This is a genomic window from Streptomyces sp. NBC_01257, from assembly GCF_035917255.1.
Taxonomy (GTDB): Bacteria; Actinomycetota; Actinomycetes; order Streptomycetales; family Streptomycetaceae; genus Streptomyces.
In genome coordinates this window covers 6308537-6329594 of record NZ_CP108472.1, presented here as the reverse complement: position 1 = coordinate 6329594, position 21058 = coordinate 6308537, and the positions used below count along the sequence as shown (strand labels likewise).

Genomic DNA, 21058 nt, shown 5'->3' with positions numbered 1-21058 from the left:
GACGCGGGGCCCGGCGGACCGTCGTCCGCCGGGCCCCGCAGTCCTCAGACCGCCGCCGGCAGCACGTCCTCCAGCTCCTGGAGCAGCCGCCGCTTGGGCCGGGCGCCGACCATGGACTTCACCGGCTCACCGTCCTGGAAGACCATCAGGGTCGGCATCGACAGCACGGCGTACCGGCTGGTGATCTCAGGGTTGTGGTCCACATCGATCTGCACCACCTTGAGCCGGCCGGACTCCTCCTCGGCGATCGCGCCGAGCACCGGGGCCAGCTGGCGGCAGGGGCCGCACCAGTCGGCGGTGAACTCGACCAGGACCGGCAGGCCGGCGGCCAGGACCTCGGCGTCGAACGTCGTGTCCGTGACCTCGGCGACACCTTCTGCGTGGATCATCCTTCGTCCTCCCAGTTCAGTTCACATCGTGGCTCGGGGCCGCCCGGCAGCTCCGCGGACGCCTCAAGCTCGGCGCGGGCCAGCTGGGCGCCCACCTCCGCGCGGACGGTCCGCAACTGCCCGATCAGCGAGTCCAGCTCGCCGAGCTTGCGCCGGTAGACGGCGAGCGAGGCCGGGCAGGCGTCGCCCGCCGGATGGCCGGCGCGCAGGCAGTCGACGAAGGGCCGGGTCTCCTCCAGGTCGAACCCGAAGTCCTGAAGGGTCCGGATCTGCTGGATCAGCCGCAGGTCGCCCTCGTCGTAGGTGCGGTAGCCGTTCTCCGCACGCCGCGCCGGCAGCAGCCCGCGCGACTCGTAGTAGCGCAGAGTCCGCGTCGTCGTCCCGGCCCGTTCGGCCAGCTCCCCGATTCGCATGCTCCGACGGTAATCCTTGACGTGGGCGTCAAGGCAAGGGCGACGCCCGCACGCGGACGCGGCCGGCACGGGAGTCCCGTGCCGGCCGCGTCCGCCGGGTCTCACACCTTCGTGAGCGAGGGCTGCTCCCCGTCGCCGTCCCTGGCCTCGGGGACGTGCGGCTCGGCGGGGCCCTCGTCCTTGATCATCTTCTCGTCGAACGGGAGCGATCCGGACAGCACCCGGTCCACCCGCTCCTTGTCGATCTCCTTGGTCCAGGTGCCGACGAGCACCGTGGCCACCGCGTTGCCCGCGAAGTTCGTCAGCGCGCGGGCCTCACTCATGAAGCGGTCGATGCCGACGATCAGGCCGACGCCGTCCACCAGCTCGGGGCGGTGCGACTGGAGGCCGCCCGCGAGGGTGGCCAGACCGGCGCCGGTGACGCCCGCGGCGCCCTTCGAGGCGATCACCATGAAGACGAGCAGCGAGATCTGCTCGCCGATGCTCAGCGGGTCGCCGGTCGCGTTGGCGATGAAGAGCGAGGCCATCGTGAGGTAGATCGCGGTGCCGTCGAGGTTGAAGGAGTAGCCGGTCGGCACGGTGATGCCGACGACGGGCTTGCTGACGCCCATGTGCTCCATCTTCGCGATGAGCCGCGGCAGGGCCGACTCGGACGAGGAGGTGGAGAGGATGAGCAGGAACTCCCGGCCCAGGTACTTCAGCAGGGCGAAGATGCTGACACCGGCGACCAGGCGCAGGATCGTGCCCAGGATCAGGAAGACGAAGAGCGCGCAGGTGATGTAGAAGCCGATCATGATGACCGCGAGGGATTTCAGCGCGTCCACGCCGGTCTCGCCGACCACCGCCGCCATCGCGCCGAACGCGCCGACCGGGGCCATCCACATGATCATGGCGAGGATGCGGAAGACGAGGCGCTGGATGTGCCCGATGCCGCGCAGCACCGGCTCGCCGGCCGCGCCCAGGGCCTGGAGCGCGAAGCCCGCGAGCAGGGCGATGAGCAGGGTCTGGAGGACCTCGCCCTCGGTGAAGGCGGACACCATGGTGGTGGGGATGATGCCGAGCAGGAAGTCCGCGGTGGACTCGCTGTCCCCCGCCTGCGCCTCGCCCGCGGCACGGGCGGCCTCGGTGAGGTGGAGGCTGGAGCCGGGCTCCAGGATGTTGCCGACGACCAGGCCGATGGCCAGGGCGACGGTCGACATCACCAGGAAGTAGCCGAGGGCGAGACCGCCGACCGCGCCGACCTTGGCGGCCTTGCGGACCGAGCCGACGCCCAGCACGATCGTGCAGAAGATGATCGGCGAGATCATCATCTTGATGAGGTTGACGAAGCCGGTTCCGATCGGCTTGAGCTCGACGGCGGTGTCCGGAGCGACGAGGCCGACCAGAATGCCGAGCCCCACCGCCGCGATCACGGCGAGATACAGATACTTCGTACGGTCCCGCTTGGCGGCGGCCACTACCACGGGGTTCTCCTCGGCTCGTCCTTGTCCCTCCCCCGTCCCTGGGGGCCCCGGTGACTATCCCGCCCCCTGTGACGCCGGTCACCCTTGTGTGCATTTCGTTCATAGGTTTTCGGCCAGGCAGACTGTGGAGATGCGCTTCCCCCGTACCCGCCCGCGCAGCCTGGCGGGCCAGCTCTTCGCCATGCAGGTGGTGCTGGTCGCGGCCGTGGTGGCGGGGTGCGCCTTCTTCGCGTACGTCTCCGGCAGCGGCCAGGCCAAGGAGACCGCGACCCGGCAGGTGCGGGCCGCCGCGCTGGCGATCGCCGGTTCGCCGTCGGTACGGGAGGCGATCCGCACCCCGGACCCGTCGGCCGTGCTTCAGCCGTACGCGGAACAGGTCCGCAGGGACACCGGGATCGCCTTCGTCACCATCATGGATCCGCACCGGGTCCGCTGGACGCACCCGGACACCGACCAGATCGGCGCGACCTTCCTCGGGCACACGGCCAGGGCGCTGCGCGGCGAGACGTTCTCGGAGACGTACACCGGCACGCTCGGCCCCTCGATACGCGTCGTCACGCCGATCCGGGACCGCGGCAGGATCGTCGGACTCGTCAGTGCGGGCATCACGGTCGAGCGGGTCTCCTCGCAGGTACGGGCCCAACTCGGCGCGCTGGGGCTGGCGGCGGGCGCGGCGCTGGCGCTGGGCGGCCTCGGCACGTACGTGATCAACGCCCGGCTGCGGCGGCACACCCACGGGATGAACGCCGGCGAGCTGAGCCGGATGCACGACTACCACGAGGCCACCCTGCACGCGGTGCGCGAGGGGCTGCTGATGCTGGACGGGCAGCGCAGGATCGCGCTGATCAACGACGCGGGCCGGGAACTGCTGGGCCTGGCACCGGGTACGGTCGGGCGCCGGGTCGCCGAACTCGATCTGCCGGCCCCGCTGACCGGGGCGCTGCTCGCCTCCGAGGAGCGGGTCGACGAAGTGCACCTGACGGCGGACCGGGTGATCGTGGTCAACACCCGTCCGGTGGTGGGCGGGGAGCGGCGCGGCACCGTCGTCACCCTGCGCGATCACACCGAACTCCAGGCGCTCTCCGGCGAACTGGACTCGGAGCGCGGCTTCACGCAGGCGCTGCGCTCCCAGGCGCACGAGGCGGCGAACCGGCTGCACACGGTGGTCTCGCTGATCGAACTGGGCCGGGAGCAGGAGGCGGTCGGCTTCGCCACGGCGGAGCTGGAACTGGCCCAGGCACTGACGGACCGCGTCGTGGGCGCGGTCGCCGAACCCGTCCTGGCCGCACTGCTGCTGGGCAAGGCGGCACAGGCGAACGAGCGGGGGGTGGAGCTGGTGCTGGCGGACGACAGCCTGATCGACGACGGGGCCCTGCCCGGGACGCTGCCGCAGCGCGATCTGGTGACCATCCTCGGCAATCTGATCGACAACGCGGTGGACGCCGCATCGGAGGCGGTGACGGGCGCGCCCGCCGGTGCCCCGGACGGCATCCCGGTCCAGCGGACGGGCCCGCGACCGGCCAGGGCCCGGGTCACCGTCACCGCGCTCGCGGGCGAATGCGAACTCCTGCTGCGGGTCGCCGACAACGGCACCGGGGTCGAACCGGCCGACGCCGCCGAGGTGTTCCGGCGCGGCTGGTCGACGCACGGCGCGGGCCGGGGCCTCGGCCTGGCGCTCGTCCGGCAGGCCGCGCACCGCAACGGCGGGTCGGTGGCGCTGGAGCAGGGGCCGGACGGCGGCGCGGAGTTCACGGTGCGGCTGCCGCTGGCGCGGCACAGCGGAGCCGAGAGGGAGAGGACACCGTGATCCAGGTACTCGTCGTCGAGGACGACCCCGTCGCCGCGGACGCCCATCAGCTGTACGTGGACCGCGTCCCGGGGTTCGCGGTGGCGGCCGTCGCGCACTCCCGCGCCGAGGCGGTGCGGGCGCTGGACCGCACCCCGGTCGATCTGCTGCTCCTCGATCTGTACCTGCCCGACGGGCACGGGCTGCACCTGCTGCGTTCGCTGCGCGCGGCCGGGCACACCGCCGACGTGATCGCGGTGACCTCGGCCCGCGATCTGGCCGTGGTCCGCGAGGGCGTCTCGCTCGGTGTGGTCCAGTACGTGCTGAAGCCGTTCACCTTCGCCACCCTGCGCGACCGGCTGGTCCGCTACGCCGAGTTCCGCGCGGCGGCCGGGGAGGCGAGCGGCCAGGACGAGGTGGACCGCGCGCTCGCCACGCTGCGCGCCCCGCAGCCCGCCCGCCTGCCCAAGGGCCTGAGCAGTCCGACCCTGGAGGCGGTGACCCGGGTACTGCGGGCCGCCCCGGACGGTGTGACCGCGGCGGCGGCCGGCGTGGAGCTCGGCATCTCCCGGATCACCGCCCGCCGCTATCTGGAACACCTGGTGACGGTGGGACGGGCGGTACGCAGTCCACAGTACGGACAGATCGGGCGCCCGGAACTGCACTACCGCTGGCAGGCGGAAAGCCGCTGACCAGGCACGAAGCGGCGCCGAGGGGGTCACCCGGGCGTCTGGACGTTCCTACGAGCCGTGGTCCGGTGTGAACACACCGTAGTCAGACCGCCTCCGGCCTCCTACGGTGGGGCCGTGCACCCCTCCCCGCCTTTCAACGCCCCCGCCGCGCGCAGACTGCGCGAGGCCCTGGGGATGGCTCCCGGCCATGTCGCCTACGGTCTCGGCGCCCAGTACGGACTCCGGATCAGCGCGGAGACCGTAGCCGCCTGGGAGCGCGGTCTCGCCCTGCCGACCGAGTACGAACTCACCGCACTGGCCGGGGTGTTGTGGTGCGCCCCGGGCGAACTCCTCACCGCCGCCCGCACCCTGCGTGAGCACCGGGTGGCCCGGGAGCTGACCGCGGACGAGCTGGCGGGCCGGCTCGGGATGTCCGCGTCGGCGTATCTGCGGATGGAGGAGGCGGGCCGGTGGCGCGGCAACGAGCGCCAGTCCGCCGCGCTCAGCGAGGCTCTCGGCCTGAGCCCCGCAGCGTTCGTGACGGTCTCCGGGCGGGACGAGGAACTGGCCGAGCTCCTGCGCAGCGCGATGACGACCCGCTGGCAGGCGTACGTCCGCCCGGTGGCGAAGCTCGCGCCCCTGGACCGGGCGCTGATCCAGGGCGCGCTGGAGCGGCTGCACTCCGACTACCAGGCGCTGATGGTATCCACGCTGAGCTGGAGCAGTACGGGCACGGAGCGGGCCGGAGCCACCGGGGACTCCGGGCGGGCGTTCCTGGCGGGGATCGTGGAGCGGTTCTGGGAGACGACGCAGCTGTAGTCGTCCCGGGGGCGGGCGGTGGAGCATCCGGACGGGCCGGCGCCCGGAGTGCGCGGCGGGCCCCGGCCGCCCCGCCCGGGACCGCCGGGGCCCGCTGGTCACCCCATGAGAGCCGGTGCCGGCTCAGAACACCGATTCGGCCTCGTGCATCCGGGCCACGGGAACGGTCTTGAGCTGGGTGACCGCGTCGGCCAGCGGCACCATCTCGATGTCGTTGCCGCGCAGCGCGGTCATCCGCCCGAAGTCGCCCCGGTGGGCCGCCTCCACCGCGTGCCAGCCGAAGCGGGTGGCGAGCACCCGGTCGTAGGCGGTCGGTGTGCCGCCGCGCTGGACGTGACCGAGGATGACCGGGCGGGCCTCCTTGCCGAGCCGGGTCTCCAGTTCGACGGCCAGGCGGTTGCCGATGCCCTGGAAGCGCTCGTGGCCGAACTGGTCGATCGCGCCCTTGGCGTACGGCATGGAGCCCTCGGCCGGGTGCGCGCCCTCGGCGACGCAGATGACGGCGAACTTCTTGCCGCGCGCGAAGCGTTCCTCGACCATCTTGACCAGGTCCTCGACCTGGAACTGCCGCTCGGGCAGACAGATTCCGTGCGCGCCGCCGGCCATGCCGGACTCCAGAGCGATCCAGCCCGCGTGGCGGCCCATCACCTCGACGACCATGACGCGCTGGTGGGACTCGGCGGTGGTCTTCAGCCGGTCTATGGCCTCGGTGGCGACGCCCACGGCGGTGTCGAAGCCGAAGGTGCGGTCGGTGGCCGAGATGTCGTTGTCGATGGTCTTGGGGACGCCGACGACGGGCATTCCCGCGTCCGACAGCATCCGGGCGGCCGTGAGGGTGCCCTCGCCGCCGATCGGGATGAGTGCGTCCATGCCGTAACGGCGGCTCAGCTCGGCGCAGTTCTCCGCCGCTTCGCGCAGCCGGTCGCGCTCCAGGCGGGCGGAGCCGAGGATGGTGCCGCCGCGGGCGAGGATGCCGCTGACCGCGTTGAGGTCGAGGGGGCGGAAGTGGCCGTCGAGGAGGCCCTTGAAGCCGTCCTCGAACCCGATGACCTCGTCGCCGTGACCCACCACGGCACGGTGCACGACCGAGCGGATCACTGCGTTCAGGCCTGGGCAGTCGCCGCCTGCGGTGAGAACTCCGATGCGCATCCTGCTGTATCTCCTGCTCGCTAGAGCCTGTCCTGTGCCGTGCAGGCCGGGGGTAACGGCGCGATCCCCCGTACCGTAAGCCGAGACGATTGTCCCACGTCAGGTCCGTACCTCGCGCTTTCGGCTGCTCCATGGGCGGCCGGACCGGCCGCGAGGGTGGCTCCGGCGACCGCGACCAGGGGCTTTCGTCCGGCGGGCGGCCTCTCGGCCCCCGCAGGTATCGTCAAACAGGCGATACCACCCGAACCGGACAACATACCGGACAAGAGACGACGGGAGAGCACGCGTGACGCGCAGCGTGTACGTGACCGGGATCGACCGGGGAGACGGTCGTCAGGTGGTCGACCTGGGAGTCATGGAGCTCCTGACGCGTCAGGTGGACCGGGTCGGGGTGTTCCGCCCCCTGGTCCACGACGACCCGGACCGGCTGTTCGAGCTGCTGCGGGCCCGCTACCGGCTCTCGCAGGACCCCGGCACCGTCTACGGACTCGACTACCACGAGGCCTCGGCGATCCAGGCGGAGCAGGGTACCGACGAACTGGTCTCCCGGCTCGTCGAGCGCTTCCACCGGGTGGCCGCGGACTACGAGGTGGTCCTCGTCCTCGGCACCGACTACGCCGCCACCCAGCTCCCCGACGAGCTGGCGCTGAACGCCCGTCTCGCCAACGAGTTCGGCGCCTCGGTGATCGCGGTGGTCGGCGGCCAGGACCAGGACGCGGAGTCGGTGAAGGCCGAGACCCGCAACGCGTACCGCGCGTACGCCGGTCTGGGCTGCGACGTCCTCGCGATGATCGTGAACCGGGTGGCCTCCGCGGACCGCGACGTGATCACGGAGCGGCTCTCGGCGACGCTGCCGGTGCCGTGTTCGGTACTGCCGGACGACCCGGCACTCTCGGCGCCGACGGTCGCGCAGATCACCGCGGCACTGGACGGCACGGTGCTGCTCGGCGACGACGCGGGCCTGGCCAGGGACGCGCTGGACTTCGTCTTCGGCGGCGCGATGCTGCCGAACCTGCTGAAGGCGCTGACGCCGGGGTGCATGGTGGTGACGCCCGGGGACCGGTCGGACCTGGTGGTCGGCTCGCTCGCCGCGCACAGTGCCGGCACGCCGCCCATCGCGGGCGTGCTGCTGACGCTGAACGAGCGGCCGGGCGAGGAGGTGCTCAAACTGGCCGCGCGGCTCGCACCCGGCACCCCGGTGGTCTCGGTGGCCGGCGGCTCGTTCCCCACCGCCGGGGAACTCTTCGCCCTGGAGGGCAAGCTGAACGCGGCGACGCCGCGCAAGGCCGAGACGGCGCTGGGGCTCTTCGAGCGACATGTCGACACGGCCGCACTCCTCGACCGGATCTCGGTCGCCCGCAGCGGCCGGGTCACGCCGATGATGTTCGAGCACGAACTGCTGGAGCAGGCACGCGCGGACCGGCGCCGGGTGGTGCTGCCGGAGGGCACCGAGGAACGGGTGCTGCGCGCCGCCGACGTACTGCTGCGGCGCGACGTCTGCGACCTCACCCTGCTGGGCGACCCCGACGTCATCCGCAAGAAGGCCGCGGACCTGGGCATCGACCTGGCGGGCACCCAGCTGATCGACCCGCAGACCTCCGAGCTGCGCAAGGCCTTCGCCGAGCGGTACGCGCAGCTGCGCGCGCACCGCGGGGTGACGGTCGAGCTCGCGTACGACGTCGTCTCGGACGTCAACTACTTCGGCACCCTGATGGTGCAGGAGGGGCTCGCGGACGGCATGGTCTCCGGGGCCGTGCACTCCACGGCGGCGACGATCCGGCCGGCGTTCGAGATCATCAAGACGAAGCCGGACGCCTCGATCGTCTCCTCGGTCTTCTTCATGTGCCTCGCCGACAAGGTCCTGGTGTACGGCGACTGCGCGGTCAACCCGGACCCGAACGCGGAGCAGCTCGCGGACATCGCCGTGCAGTCGGCCGTCACCGCGGCCCGCTTCGGTGTGGAGCCGAGGATCGCGATGCTCTCCTACTCGACCGGGACCTCGGGCACCGGCGCCGACGTCGACAAGGTCCGTGAGGCGACGGACCGGGTGCGCGAGAGCCGCCCGGATCTGATGATCGAGGGTCCGATCCAGTACGACGCCGCGGTGGAGCCGAGCGTCGCGGCGACGAAGCTGCCCGGTTCCGAGGTGGCGGGCCAGGCGACGGTGCTGATCTTCCCGGACCTGAACACCGGCAACAACACCTACAAGGCCGTGCAGCGCTCGGCCGGCGCGGTGGCGGTCGGCCCGGTCCTCCAGGGACTGCGCAAGCCCGTCAACGACCTGTCCCGGGGCGCACTCGTCCAGGACATCGTCAACACCGTGGCCATCACGGCGATCCAGGCACAGGGCGAGGAGTGACCCGCGACATGACCACCACCGAAGGTGCCGCAGCAGGCAAGGGAGCGAGCCGGGTGCTCGTCCTCAACTCCGGCTCCTCCTCCGTGAAGTACCAGCTCCTCGACATGCGCGACCACTCCCGGCTGGCGGCCGGGCTGGTCGAGCGGATCGGCGAGGAGACCTCCCGGCTCGTGCACACCCCGCTCACCGGTGGCGGCGGCGAGAGCCGGGAGCGCGCCGGCCGGATCCCCGACCACGAGGCGGCGCTCAAGGCGGCGGCCGAGGAACTGGCGGCCGACGGGCTCGGCCTCGACTCCCCCGAACTGGCCGCGATCGGCCACCGGGTGGTGCACGGCGGGCTCCGGTTCAGCGAGCCGACCGTGATCACGGACGAGGTGCTGACGGAGATCGAGCGCCTGGTGCCGGTGGCGCCGCTGCACAACCCGGCGAACATCACCGGCATCCGCACCGCCCAGGCGCTGCGCCCGGACCTGCCGCAGGTGGCGGTGTTCGACACGGCGTTCCACACGACGATGCCGGAGTACGCCTCCCGGTACGCGATCGACGTGGAGACGGCCGACGCGCACCGGATCCGGCGCTACGGATTCCACGGCACCTCGCACGCGTACGTCTCGCGCAAGACGGCCGAGCTGCTGGGCCGCGCCCCCGAGGACGTCAACGTCATCGTGCTGCACCTGGGCAACGGCGCCTCGGCCTCCGCGGTGGCGGGCGGCCGGTGCGTGGAGACCTCGATGGGACTGACCCCCTTGGAGGGGCTGGTCATGGGTACGCGCTCCGGAGACATCGATCCGGCCGTCACCTTCCACCTCAAGCGGGTGGCGGGCATGTCGGCGGACGAGATCGACGTCCTGCTCAACAAGAAGAGCGGTCTGGTGGGCCTCTGCGGCGACAACGACATGCGGGAGATCCGGCGCCGGATCGACGAGGGCGACGAGCGGGCGGCGCTCGCCTTCGACATCTACGTGCATCGGCTGAAGAAGTACATCGGCGCCTATTCGGCGGTCCTCGGGCGGGTGGACGCCGTGGTCTTCACGGCGGGGGTCGGTGAGAACTCGGCTCCCGTACGGGAGGCTGCGATCGCCGGTCTGGAGGAGCTCGGCCTGGTGGTGGACGCGGATCTCAACGCCGTACGGTCCGGCGCACCGCGGCTGATCTCGCCGGATTACGCACGGGTCGCGGTCGCCGTGGTGCCGACGGACGAGGAGCTGGAGATCGCGAACCAGACCTTCGCCCTGGTCGACAACTGAGCGCCCCCGCGCCCCTTTGTATCTTCCACCAGACGGAATATTCCGCAGCGAAACAAACCGATAGGATCCGCCTCATGCGCCGTTCCAAAATCGTCTGCACCCTCGGTCCCGCCGTCGACTCCCATGAGCAGCTCGTCGCTCTGATCGAGGCCGGCATGAGCGTGGCCCGATTCAACTTCAGTCACGGTTCCCACGCGGAGCACCAGGGTCGTTACGACCGGGTCCGCAAGGCCGCCGCCGAGACCGGCCGGGCGGTCGGCGTACTCGCCGACCTCCAGGGCCCGAAGATCCGCCTCGCGAAGTTCGCCGAGGGTCCCGTCGAGCTGGTCCGCGGGGACGAGTTCGTCATCACCGCCGAGGACGTCCCCGGCGACAAGTCGATCTGCGGCACGACCTACAAGGGTCTGCCCGGCGACGTCGCCAAGGGCGACCCGATCCTGATCAACGACGGCAACGTCGAACTGAAGGTCGTCTCCGTCGAGGGCCCCCGGGTCCACACCATCGTCATCGAGGGCGGGGTGATCTCCGACCACAAGGGGATCAACCTGCCGGGTGCGGCGGTCAACGTCCCGGCCCTGTCCGAGAAGGACATCGACGACCTGCGCTTCGCCCTGAGGATGGGCTGCGACCTGGTCGCCCTCTCCTTCGTGCGGGACGCCGGTGACGTCAAGGACGTCCACAAGGTCATGGACGAGGAGGGCCGCCGGGTCCCCGTCATCGCCAAGGTGGAGAAGCCGCAGGCCGTCGAGAACATGGAGGGCGTCGTCATGGCGTTCGACGGTGTGATGGTCGCCCGTGGCGACCTCGCCGTCGAGTACCCGCTGGAGAAGGTCCCGATGGTGCAGAAGCGCCTCGTGGAGCTCTGCCGGCGCAACGCCAAGCCGGTGATCGTGGCGACCCAGATGATGGAGTCGATGATCACCAACTCCCGTCCGACCCGCGCCGAGGCGTCCGACGTCGCCAACGCGATCCTGGACGGCGCGGACGCGGTCATGCTCTCCGCCGAGTCCTCGGTCGGCGCGTACCCGATCGAGACGGTCAAGACGATGTCGAAGATCGTCGTCGCCGCCGAGGAGGAGCTGCTCTCCAAGGGCCTCCAGCCGCTGGTGCCGGGCAAGAAGCCCCGCACCCAGGGTGGTTCGGTGGCCCGCGCGGCCTGCGAGATCGCGGACTTCCTGAACGGTGAGGCCCTGGTCGCCTTCACCCAGTCCGGCGACACCGCCCGCCGCCTCTCCCGCTACCGCGCGGCCCAGCCCATCCTGGCCTTCACCACGGACGAGTCCACCCGCAACCAGCTGGCCCTCAGCTGGGGCGTCGAGGCCCACGTGGTCCCGCACGTGGACACCACGGACGCGATGGTGGACCTGGTCGACGCGGAGCTGCTGAAGCTGGACCGCTACAGCAACGGCGACACGATGGTCATCACGGCCGGCTCGCCCCCCGGCGTCCCCGGCACGACCAACATGGTGCGCGTGCACCACGTGGGCGGCCAGGAGCGCGACCGCGACTGACCGCGCAGCGGTCCCGTACGCGCTACGCGAGGGCGGTGCCCCGGTTCCAGCGGAACCGGGGCACCGCCCTCGGGCGTTGGGGCTACCGGGCCCTGAGACACCTCTGAAAGGCTGGCACCCGCGGAGACACGTGCCACCGGATAACAGGCTGTGGGCCGTACCCCCGAGGGGTACGGCCCACAGCCATTGTGCGGCTCCCGGACGGGTCGGTGCGGGTCTCAGCCGGTGCCCTTGGTGAAGTAGTTCTGCAGACCCGGCACCGTCAGCGTCCCGCCGAACTGGCCTGCCTGCGTCACCTTCACGTTCGTGAAGAAGGCGAACGGCACGTTCAGCGGCGGCGGGGTCTCCGGGCTGAAGGTGATCGGGATGAGGCCGAAGAGGTTGCCCTTCAGCTCCTCCGTGTACATCGTCACCTCACCGTCGCGGATGGTGGAGGTGGAGCCCTTCCGCGCCTTCACATGGCCGGTGACGCCCGACTGCGGGCCGACCGTCATCTGGTGGAGGTCCTTGATGTCGACGGACTTGGAGGTGAACTTCAGGACCTTCTTCGTGGTCCCGTCGCCCTTCTCCACCTCGACGATGCCCTTGTAGTCGAGCCCGCTCAGGGTGAGCAGCGAACTCTCCAGGATCCACGGGTCGTTCGGGAGGCGGGGGATGCCCTGCTCCAGATCGGCCGCGGCCAGGGCCTTCGGGTCGGCGGTCGGGCACGGGAAGGAGGGCTTGGCGCCGTCCGGGATGTCCTCGTCCGCCTTCGGGTCGAGTCCCTTGACGTCCTCGCCGAGCTCCTTGACCGGCTTGCCGGCCTTGTCCGCCGCGTCACGGATGGCGTCGGTGGTCTTGTCGACCGTGTCCTTCGCCGCGTCCGTGGCCTTCTCGACGGGCTTGTCGGCGGCCTTGTCCGTGGGCTCCGCGGTGGCGGACTTCGAAGGCTCCGGGGTCGCCGTGGTGGCGCTGGGGGACGGGCTCGCCGTCTCCTTGTCCGGGCCGTCGAAGAGGTCCTTGAGCGCGTCGCCGAGTCCCAGCGGGTCGAGCGGGTTCTTCGACTTCGTGGGGCTGGGTGTCGCACTCGCGGCCGGGGCGTCGGCGCTCTTCTCGGCCGATTCGGTCTTCGCCTCGTCCGTGGCGCTCGCCGACGGGGTGGCCGTGGGCTTCTCGGTCGCCTCGTCGCTCTTGTCCGGCGCGGGCTTGCCGCTCTCGGTGGCAGACGGGGACGGCGTCTTCGACGCCGAGGGCGACGGGTCCGCCGACTCGCTCGGCTCGTCGGAGCGGGTCACGCAGGGGCCGGGTGCGAAGGGGATGTCCGTGCTGTCGTCGGCCATCGCGAGCTTGGGCGTGAGCCCCATCCCGACGAAGACGGCCGTCGGCATCGCGGCCAGTGCGAACGCCTTCTTGCCGGCGGGCATGTGCAGCTTCGTCAGGAGCGACTTCCTGGGGGCGGCGTGGCGCGGCCCTCTTCGCTCCTGGAGCCCGCCCTCGCCCAAGGCGTTCACCTGACTGTCGTCACCCCGCACGATGCCTCCCGCCGTCGACCTCAACTGTCGTGTCGTACTTCGCCGGCTGCTGCTCGGGGACACCCATCCCGTGGAGCGCGCCCCCGGGGTACGCCGCGGCGTGCTCCTCCTGCGCGTACGAGGGGGCGCCGGGCGCCTCATCGCCGAGGAGGACCGGCTCGTCGGCCTCGCCGAGCAGGCCTTGGTCCGGTGCGGCCTCGTCCGGCTGCGGCTTGCCCGGGACCCAGGACACGGAGAGCGCGCCACCGATCAGGGCGAACAGGAAGCCGATCAGGAAGCCGCCGATGTTGGCGACGGGTATGGAGATCAGCGCCAGCAGGATCGCCGCGACACCCGCGAACACCCGGACTATGTGGTGGAACCACATCGTCAGGCCCAGCGTGACGAGCAGGACCCCGATGATGAGCGATCCGGCGCCCGCGGTGGTGGACATGGCCAGCGTCATGTTGCCGAGGTGCATGTTCGCGTACGGGAAGTACGCGATGGGTACACCGCCCAGCATGGTGAACAGACCCGCCCAGAACGGCCGGTTACCCCGCCAGGTGCGGAAGCGCCGCCGGACGACGCTGAGGTAGTGCTCGTTCTGCCCTTGGGATTCGGGGCTCATGGAAAACAGCTCCCTGGAACCGGTACTGCTGTGAGAAAGAGAAGGGTGGGCGGCCGGGGGTCCGCGCTACGGCGTACCCCGGCCACCCGGGCGAGTGCTTAGTAGCACTCCTTGACGCCCTTGTGGAGCTTCAGCGACAGACCGGGCAGCTCGAACGTGCCGGCCGTCGTGGCCCATGCCCGCTGCTCGACCTTCTTCAGCGTGGCCACCTTGGCCCGCTGCGAGAAGCCGTACGGGTTGGCCTGCGTGCCGGGCTGGATGCCCGGGCCCTTCAGCGAACCGGCGGCGACGCCGATGTCGAGGTCCTCGAACTTCGCGTCCGCGTCGAGCTGCGAGACGTCGAGGTACAGGTCCTTGGCCTCGACCTTGCGGCCACCGGTCTTGTCCGGGTCACCGGCGGTGAGCTGGAGCGTCACGTTGCCGAGACCGAACGGCAGGTCGGGAGTGACGACCGACTGGCACATGTTGGTGATGGTGGCGCTGCTGAACCCGGACACGGCGACCGGGGCCGCCTGGTCCTTGCCCTTGAGGTCCTTGCCCGTCGCCACACTGCCGTACTGCACGAAGTCATGGCCGACCAGCTCATCCGCGCTGACCTTGAACTCCTGGCCGGACACGCTGAACGACGCGGCGAGCGCGCCCTGTGCCAGACCCACACCCACCGCGGCGGTGGCTATGACGCTCGGCACCATGACGACAGCGAAACGCTTCCATCTCGTGCCACCGCGAACCTGGGAACTCATACTTTTCCTCCTTCTCGGACGTACATCTCCGGCCTGGCATCCTGCCCGACCTGGGATGGGAGAAGTGCTACGTCCTCGGAAAGGAGAGCGCCCGCAAACGGAGACGTGAACCGCGTCCGAATCACTGGCGATCACCCCCGAGCGACAACCACTGGCCACGCGTTCGCGCAACCTGTTCGGACAGGCCCTGCCGGTGAGCAGGAACCCCCCTGTCCGGAATCGGCGCCACTGCCGCCGATCCACTCGGTGGGGACCCAACGGAGCCGCCGCACCGACTGGCAGCCGGACTGGCGTTATTGGACCGAGCGTGGCCGATCGTGGTCCATTCGCGGCCGTGACACAAGGGGGTTCGTTACTCGCTAGTAACGGCCCGATAACCGACCCACGACCGGGCGGCACCGACCGGCCACACAGGGTTGCCCCGACCGGGCAGACGAATGGCGTCATTGGCGATCGAAATCGGACAGATCCCGATGATCGATTTACTGCGAGTAACAGGGCATGCTTTTATCAAGATTTGGTAAAGCGAAGCCATCTCTTAGCGCCGGAACGCGAAAACGGCCGTGACCCCCGCCGGGGGCCACGGCCGTGTTGTCAGATCAGAACAAGACGCGCGCGAGTGCGGTCCGCGCGGCGCCGACACGCGGGTCCTCGGGGCCGATCACCTCGAAGAGCTCCAGGAGACGGACCCGTACACGGTCCCGGTCGTCACCGAAATTGCGGCGGACCGTCTCGACGAGCCGGCCGAACGCGTCCTCCACGTGACCGCCGACCAGATCGAGGTCGGCCGCCGCGATCTGCGCGTCCACGTCACCCGGATCCCCGGCGGCGTCCTTGCGGACCTGCTGCGGGTCCATCTGCTGGACCCGGGCCAGGAGTTCCGCCTGGGCGAGTCCCAGCTTGGCCTCGCTGTTGGCCGGTTCGTCCGAGAGGACGTTCTTGTACGCCTGGACGGCGCCGGCGAAGTCATTGGCGTCCAGCGCCTGCGCGGCCGCCTCCAGCAGTGCGTCGTACGGTCCCGCGGGCACCTCGGGAGCCTGCGCCGCCTCGGGGCCCGCCGCGTCCTGGTCGACCGCGATGCCGGTGAGGCCGAACCGCTCCTCGCCCACCTGGATCAGCTGGTCCAGCGTCTCGCGGATCTGCGACTCGGGGGCGGCGCCCTGGAAGAGGGGCAGCGCCTGTCCGGCGACCACGGCGAAGACCGCCGGAATGCCCTGGATCCCGAACTGCTGCATCAGCATCTGGTTGGCGTCGACGTCGACCTTGGCCAGGACGAAACGGCCGTTGTACTCACGGGCCAGGCGCTCCAGGAGCGGGCCCAGCTGCTTGCACGGCTCGCACCACTCGGCCCAGAAGTCGATGACGACCGGGACCTCGGCGGAGCGCTGCAGGACATCGCTCTCGAATCCCGCCTCATCGACGTCGATCACGAGGGAGGACGGGGGTACGGCTGCGGGGCCACCCTGCCGGGCGGTCTCGGCACGGGCCTGCTCCGCCTTCACCTTGGCCTCACCGGCCGCCTTCACCGCGGCGAGGTCGACGACGCCGCTCATGGACATGTTCCTAGGCTGCATGCGTACATCCTCCCCCCTCGGCGCACTGATCCGGAAAGCGATACGGGAACCGCGTCCGTCCGCAGCCCCCGCCGGTGTGCGAGGTGCACGGACAGACACGGTCCGAGGGCCCCTGAAGACCCGGTTTCGGCACCCGGTCCCCACCCGGTGCCTGTGGCTGTCACTCGTTCGTCGCGCGGCGACGGCCCGGCCGTCGTCCTTACGCTACGACCCGTAGCGTAACTGGCACCCGCCCCCGGTGCACAAGAGTGTTCGGTGATCTGTCTCACGGCGAACGGGGTCGGCCGGTTCTGGCTACTGGCGGGTATGGTCACGGGATGCTGAGCCGCAGCCACCCCAAAGCCCCACGAACGGGACGTCCGCGCAGTGCCGCGGCCGACGAGGCGATCCTCGAAGCCACCAGAGCCTCGCTGGTCGACCTCGGCTGGTCGAAGCTGACGATGGGTGACGTGGCGACGCGTGCGGGGGTCGCGAAGACGACGCTGTACCGGCGCTGGGCGGGCAAGAACGAACTGGTCGTGGACGCGGTCGCGGTGCTCTTCGACGAGCTGGAACTGCCGGACCTGGGCAGCCTGTCCGCTGATGTGCAGGCGGTGGTGCTGCAGTTCGCCGCACTGCTGGAGCGGCCGGAGACCCAGACCGCGCTGATGGCGGTGGTCGCGGAGTCGACCCGCGACGAGGCGCTGCGCACCCGCATCCGCGACTCGATCGTGGACCGGCAGAAACGTCTCGTCCTCCAGGGACGGCAACGGGCGCAGGAGCGCGGCGAACTGCCCGTCGAGCAGGACGAGGCCACGGCGGCCCTGACGGCCGACCTGATCTTCGACGTGATCGCCGGCGCGGTGGTGCACCGGGCCCTGGTGAGCGCCGAGCCCGTCGACGCGGACTGGGCCCGGCGCTTCACGCTGCTGCTCCTCGCGGGCCTGGGCGCGGCCGCCGCGGGCTAGGGGCTACGTCACTGCCAGGCGCAACTGCCCAGCGTGGCCCGGCCGGAGGCGACGAGGCGGTCCGCCTGCTTCGGTGCCATCAGCTTCGTGTGGTCGCCGTGGCAGACGACCGTGCGGTCCCCGTGCCCGGCGAGGTCCACCAGGATCTGGTCCCAGTGGCGGTACTGGACGTCATGGCCGGAGTCCGCATACGTCCGCACCACCGGGGTGACCGGCAGCGCCTCGCGCCAGGTGGCGAGGGTGGCCGGCGGGACGGTGGTGTCCTTCTCGCCGCCGTAGAGGTACACCGGAGCCTTCAGTTTCGACAGGTCGGGGCCGGGGCGCTCGCAGTAGAGCCGCTGTTCGTGCACCTGCGGGGCCGGATCGGACTTCTGGCCGCGCTGGTTGTACGTGCGGGCCCCTTCCTCGTACGCGGTGTCGGCGAAGCCCGGGATGGACTTGACGGCGCTGTCGTCGGGGAAGGCCCACCAGGAGCGCGGGTCGGCGATCGAGTCCTTGACCGCGTCGGCCAGCGCGTCGTCGCTCAGGCCGCAGTAGGCGGGCTTCTCGCCGTACGGCGGGAGCGCGGCGGCGAGGTGGAGGGCCTTGATGCGGCCGGGGGCGCGTGCGGCGAGCTCGGCGGCGTAGGGGCCGCCGCCGGAGATCGCGACGACGGAGACCTTGCCGACGCCGATCCGGTCCAGGACCTCCAGGGCGTCCTTCGCGAAGTCGGCCTTGCCCAGGGACTTGTCGTACTCCGTGTCGCCGAAGCCGTTGCGTTCCACGGAGATCAGGCGCAGGCCGAGGTTCTCGCGGGTGGTGCGGAAGAAGTCCGTCATGTGCGCCGCCCGGGCGCTCGTGCCGGTGCCGCCGATGAAGAGGACCGGGGTGCCGCCCCGGCGGCCCTCGTCGATGTAGTGCGCGGTCCGGCCGGTGGAGAGCTCCGCCGCCTTCACGTCCGGCCCCAGCGAGTCGAAGGTGTCCTGCACCCCCGGCTTCGGTGCCGGTGCGGCGCTGACCGCCGTGGAGCCGCTGACCAGCAGCGTTCCGAGTACGGCGAGTGCGGCGCCGGCCGCGGCGGTGATTCTCCCGGACAGTCTCACGGTGTTCCTCCAGGGGTGGTGCGGGTATCGCGGCTGCGCCTACCCGGACCCCCGGAGGTGACACCTGTAACTACCAACTACCTGTCAGAAGCCGGGCGGCTCCGTGTAGGTGCCCCACTCCTCGCGCAGCACCCCGCAGATCTCGCCGAGGGTCGCCTCGGCGCGGACGGCGTCGAGCATCGGCGCGATCATGTTGGAGCCGTCGCGGGCGGCGGCCAGCATCGCGTCCAGCGCGGCGGACACCCTGGCGTCGTCGCGGCCCTCCTTGCGGCCGGCGAGCTCCCGGACCTGCTCGCGCTCGACCTCGTGGCTGACCCGGAGGATCTCCAGGTCGCCGGTGACCGAGCCGTGGGCCACGTTGACGCCGACGACGCGCTTGTCGCCCTTCTCCAGGGACTGCTGGTAGCGGAAGGCCGACTCGGCGATCTCGCCGGTGAACCAGCCGTCCTCGATGCCGCGCAGGATGCCGGAGGTCATCGGGCCGACGGGGTGCCGCCCGTCCGGGTGGGCGCGGGTGCCGCGCTCCCGGATCTGGTCGAAGATCTTCTCGGCCTCCGCCTCGATCCGGTCGGTGAGCTGCTCCACGAACCAGGAACCGCCCAGCGGGTCGGCCACGTTGGCGACCCCGGTCTCCTCCATCAGCACCTGCTGGGTGCGCAGCGCGATCTCGGCGGCCTGCTCGGAGGGGAGCGCGAGGGTCTCGTCGAGGGCGTTGGTGTGCAGGGAGTTGGTGCCGCCGAGGACGGCGGAGAGCGCCTCGACCGCGGTGCGTACGACGTTGTTGTACGGCTGCTGGGCGGTCAGCGAGACCCCGGCGGTCTGGGTGTGGAAGCGGAGCCACTGCGCCTTGTCGGTCTTCGCGCCGTACGTCTCCTTCATCCAGCGGGCCCAGATCCGGCGGGCGGCGCGGAACTTGGCGATCTCCTCGAAGAAGTCGAGGTGCGCGTCGAAGAAGAAGGAGAGGCCGGGGGCGAAGGTGTCGACGTCGAGGCCGCGGGAGAGGCCGAGCTCCACGTAGCCGAAGCCGTCGGCGAGGGTGTAGGCGAGCTCCTGCGCGGCCGTGGCTCCGGCCTCGCGGATGTGGTAGCCGGAGACGGAGAGCGGCTTGTAGGCGGGGATGTCGCGGGCGCAGTGCTCCATCAGGTCGCCGATGAGGCGCAGATGGGGCTCGGGCTGGAAGAGCCACTCCTTCTGCGCGATGTACTCCTTGAAGATGTCCGTCTGCAGCGTGCCGTTGAGCACGGCCGGGTCGACGCCCTGGCGCTCGGCGGCGACCAGGTACATGCAGAAGACGGGCACGGCCGGGCCGCTGATCGTCATCGAGGTGGTGACGTCGCCGAGCGGGATGTCCTTGAAGAGGACCTCCATGTCGGCGGCGGAGTCGATGGCCACTCCGCAGTGGCCGACCTCGCCGAGCGCGCGGGGGTCGTCGGAGTCCCGGCCCATCAGCGTCGGCATGTCGAAGGCGACGCTCAGCCCGCCGCCGCCCGCGGCGAGGATCATCTTGTAGCGCTCGTTGGTCTGCTCGGCGTTGCCGAAGCCGGCGAACTGGCGGATGGTCCAGGTGCGGCCGCGGTAGCCCGTGGGGTGCAGGCCACGGGTGAAGGGGTACTCGCCGGGCCAGCCGATCCGCTCGAAGCCCTCGTAGGCGTCCCCGGGCCGGGGCCCGTAGACGGGCTCGACCGGGTCCCCGGAGAGCGTGGTGAAGTCCGCGTCGCGCTTGCGGGCCTTGTCGTAACGGGCCTGCCAGCGCTGGCGGCCTTCCTCGATCGCGTCTGCGTCCATGCCACCAATTTACTAGGACGTCCTAGTAAATGTCGATGACAAACCGCCCGGTGCTCGGCACGGGGCGGTTCGGGTGCGGGTCAGGCCTTCGCGGTGGCGGCGGGGGCCGGGTCCGCGAGCAGCGGCTCGACCTCGCGGACGACCTTGCGCTCGACGAAGAACGCGGCCGTCGGGATGGTGCCGGAGAGCAGCACCCAGGCCAGCTTGCCCATCGGCCACTTCGCCTTGGAGCCCAGGTCGAAGGCGAAGATCAGGTAGATGATGTACAGCACGCCGTGGATCTGGGAGACGACGAGCGTCAGTCCCTCACCCTTGTCGAAGCCGTATTTGAAGATCATGCAGACGCAGAGGATCAGCAACATGACGGCGGTGACGTAAGCCATCACCCGATAGCGGGTCAGCACACTGCGTTTCATGCCATCGAGCGTAACCGGACACCCGGGGCGATCTTGCAGCGGCCCCGGCCCCCGGAACGGGCCTTCTCAGATCTCCTCGAAGTCCTGGGCGGCGATGCGCAGGGGGCGCAGCAGCGCGAAGATCTCGGCGCATTCCTCGGCGTCGTACACCCCGAGTCCGAACTCCATGGCGACCAGGTCCTGGGTGGCCGACTCGACGACCTCGCGGCCCTTGTCGGTGATGGAGGCGAGCGTGCCGCGGCCGTCGTTCGGGTTGGGCCGCTTGTCGACGAGGCCGGAGCGCACCAGCCGGTCCACGGTGTTCGTCACGGAGGTCGGGTGGACCATGAGCCGCTCACCGATCTTGGACATCGGCAGCTCACCGGCCTTGGAGAAGGTGAGCAGCACCAGCGCCTCGTAGCGCGCGAAGGTCAGTCCGTACGGTTTGACGACCGCGTCGACCTCGGCGAGCAGGATCTGCTGCGCCCGCATGATCGAGGTGATCGCCCCCATGGAGGGCACCGGGCCCCAGCGCTGCTGCCAGAGTTCGTCGGCGCGGGCGATGGGATCGAAGGGGAGACTGAGCGGCTTCGGCACGGCCACGACC

19 protein-coding genes are annotated in these 21058 nt (G+C 70.8%); 7 read left to right on the top strand and 12 right to left on the bottom strand.

What is annotated here, in order from left to right; translation table 11 throughout:
• Window positions 1-44 precede the first annotated feature (44 nt).
• The 3 genes from trxA to OG408_RS27735 all read right to left on the bottom strand — a co-directional run bounded on the left by trxA (window position 45) and on the right by OG408_RS27735 (window position 2265).
• Entirely contained in the window at window positions 45-389 is a 345-nt protein-coding gene (gene trxA / locus OG408_RS27745) for a thioredoxin (protein ID WP_266783027.1), read from the bottom strand.
• Window positions 386-802 (bottom strand): MerR family transcriptional regulator, encoded by a 417-nt coding sequence (locus OG408_RS27740; RefSeq protein WP_266783025.1) that lies wholly within the window; start codon window positions 800-802, stop codon window positions 386-388. Before OG408_RS27740 ends, trxA begins: the two co-directional genes overlap by 4 nt.
• Window positions 803-903: 101 nt before the next feature.
• Window positions 904-2265: a cation:dicarboxylate symporter family transporter gene (locus tag OG408_RS27735; protein WP_326672564.1), complete on the bottom strand. Its 1362-nt coding sequence runs from the start codon at window positions 2263-2265 to the stop codon at window positions 904-906.
• Between the two features lie 130 nt (window positions 2266-2395).
• Between OG408_RS27735 and OG408_RS27730 the strand changes: the two genes are divergently transcribed.
• The 3 genes from OG408_RS27730 to OG408_RS27720 all read left to right on the top strand — a co-directional run bounded on the left by OG408_RS27730 (window position 2396) and on the right by OG408_RS27720 (window position 5541).
• Window positions 2396-4072 (top strand): sensor histidine kinase, encoded by a 1677-nt coding sequence (locus OG408_RS27730; RefSeq protein WP_326672562.1) that lies wholly within the window; start codon window positions 2396-2398, stop codon window positions 4070-4072.
• A complete protein-coding gene (locus OG408_RS27725) occupies window positions 4069-4743 on the top strand; it encodes a response regulator (RefSeq protein WP_326672560.1) in 675 nt (224 codons plus the stop codon). The genes OG408_RS27730 and OG408_RS27725 overlap by 4 nt, the downstream gene beginning before the upstream one ends.
• 174 nt (window positions 4744-4917) lie before the next feature.
• Window positions 4918-5541, top strand: a complete 624-nt coding sequence (locus OG408_RS27720; RefSeq protein WP_266786456.1) for a helix-turn-helix domain-containing protein — start codon at window positions 4918-4920, stop codon at window positions 5539-5541.
• A 123-nt stretch (window positions 5542-5664) separates the two neighbouring features.
• On the opposite strand, the gene OG408_RS27715 is transcribed toward OG408_RS27720, so the two are convergent.
• The gene (locus OG408_RS27715) at window positions 5665-6690 is read right to left on the bottom strand and encodes an ATP-dependent 6-phosphofructokinase (protein ID WP_266783017.1); all 1026 of its coding nucleotides are present in this window, start codon (window positions 6688-6690) and stop codon (window positions 5665-5667) included.
• A 286-nt stretch (window positions 6691-6976) separates the two neighbouring features.
• On the opposite strand from OG408_RS27715, the gene pta reads away from it, so the two are divergent.
• The 3 genes from pta (at window position 6977) to pyk (ending at window position 11807) form a co-directional block, all read left to right on the top strand.
• Window positions 6977-9049 carry a phosphate acetyltransferase gene (gene pta / locus OG408_RS27710; protein ID WP_266783015.1) on the top strand — a complete coding sequence of 691 codons (2073 nt, stop codon included), beginning with the start codon at window positions 6977-6979 and terminating at the stop codon, window positions 9047-9049.
• Between the two features lie 8 nt (window positions 9050-9057).
• A complete protein-coding gene (locus tag OG408_RS27705; protein ID WP_326672557.1) occupies window positions 9058-10296 on the top strand; it encodes an acetate kinase in 1239 nt (412 codons plus the stop codon).
• A 74-nt stretch (window positions 10297-10370) separates the two neighbouring features.
• Window positions 10371-11807, top strand: a complete 1437-nt coding sequence (gene pyk / locus OG408_RS27700) for a pyruvate kinase (protein ID WP_266783011.1) — start codon at window positions 10371-10373, stop codon at window positions 11805-11807.
• Between the two features lie 218 nt (window positions 11808-12025).
• Here the strand turns inward: pyk and OG408_RS27695 are convergent, their stop codons facing one another.
• The 4 genes from OG408_RS27695 to OG408_RS27680 all read right to left on the bottom strand — a co-directional run bounded on the left by OG408_RS27695 (window position 12026) and on the right by OG408_RS27680 (window position 16242).
• Window positions 12026-13318, bottom strand: coding sequence for a hypothetical protein (locus OG408_RS27695; protein ID WP_266783007.1), 1293 nt, complete (start codon window positions 13316-13318; stop codon window positions 12026-12028).
• A complete protein-coding gene (locus OG408_RS27690) occupies window positions 13308-13925 on the bottom strand; it encodes a DUF6114 domain-containing protein (protein ID WP_266783005.1) in 618 nt (205 codons plus the stop codon). Before OG408_RS27690 ends, OG408_RS27695 begins: the two co-directional genes overlap by 11 nt.
• Before the next feature lie 98 nt (window positions 13926-14023).
• A complete protein-coding gene (locus OG408_RS27685) occupies window positions 14024-14668 on the bottom strand; it encodes a DUF6230 family protein (protein ID WP_266783003.1) in 645 nt (214 codons plus the stop codon).
• A gap of 599 nt (window positions 14669-15267) precedes the next feature.
• Complete coding sequence (locus OG408_RS27680; protein WP_266783001.1) at window positions 15268-16242, bottom strand: tetratricopeptide repeat protein; 975 nt, start codon at window positions 16240-16242, stop codon at window positions 15268-15270.
• A gap of 317 nt (window positions 16243-16559) precedes the next feature.
• On the opposite strand from OG408_RS27680, the gene OG408_RS27675 reads away from it, so the two are divergent.
• A complete protein-coding gene (locus OG408_RS27675; RefSeq protein ID WP_266782999.1) occupies window positions 16560-17189 on the top strand; it encodes a TetR/AcrR family transcriptional regulator in 630 nt (209 codons plus the stop codon).
• Window positions 17190-17197: 8 nt separating this feature from the next.
• On the opposite strand, the gene OG408_RS27670 is transcribed toward OG408_RS27675, so the two are convergent.
• From OG408_RS27670 to OG408_RS27655, 4 genes are all read right to left on the bottom strand, one after another.
• Entirely contained in the window at window positions 17198-18271 is a 1074-nt protein-coding gene (locus OG408_RS27670; RefSeq protein WP_266782998.1) for an alpha/beta fold hydrolase, read from the bottom strand.
• A gap of 84 nt (window positions 18272-18355) precedes the next feature.
• Window positions 18356-20056 (bottom strand): acyl-CoA mutase large subunit family protein, encoded by a 1701-nt coding sequence (locus OG408_RS27665; protein ID WP_266782996.1) that lies wholly within the window; start codon window positions 20054-20056, stop codon window positions 18356-18358.
• An 80-nt stretch (window positions 20057-20136) separates the two neighbouring features.
• A complete protein-coding gene (locus OG408_RS27660) occupies window positions 20137-20472 on the bottom strand; it encodes a DUF3817 domain-containing protein (protein ID WP_285564684.1) in 336 nt (111 codons plus the stop codon).
• Window positions 20473-20538: 66 nt separating this feature from the next.
• On the bottom strand, window positions 20539-21048 hold the full coding sequence (locus OG408_RS27655) for a MarR family winged helix-turn-helix transcriptional regulator (protein ID WP_148020771.1): 510 nt from the start codon (window positions 21046-21048) through the stop codon (window positions 20539-20541).
• Window positions 21049-21058: the final 10 nt, after the last annotated feature.